Source organism: Butyricicoccus sp. AM78-15b2TA, assembly GCF_027665985.1.
Classification (GTDB): Bacteria; Bacillota; Clostridia; order Oscillospirales; family Butyricicoccaceae; genus Agathobaculum; species Agathobaculum butyriciproducens.
In genome coordinates, this window is the sequence record NZ_JAQEHY010000008.1 from 1 (window position 1) to 232 (window position 232).

Below are 232 nucleotides of genomic sequence, written 5' to 3' on the forward strand. Positions count from 1 at the left end.
AACAGGTTGCGAAAGACACGGAAGAAAAAATCCTCTGCCGTACTCCGTTTCGGAGCGGTCACATATAGGAAATCTGCGCCGGAATATCCCCAAGGGAAAGGGGTGATTCACAAGAGGGTGGAAACCGCAGGTGTCTACCCTCTTGTGCCCCCGCCGGGTAGGCGCACTCCCCGCTGAGGTTCAGCGCCAAACTTCCCGCCCGTTAGGGGCGAACACGCTTACGCAGTTCGCA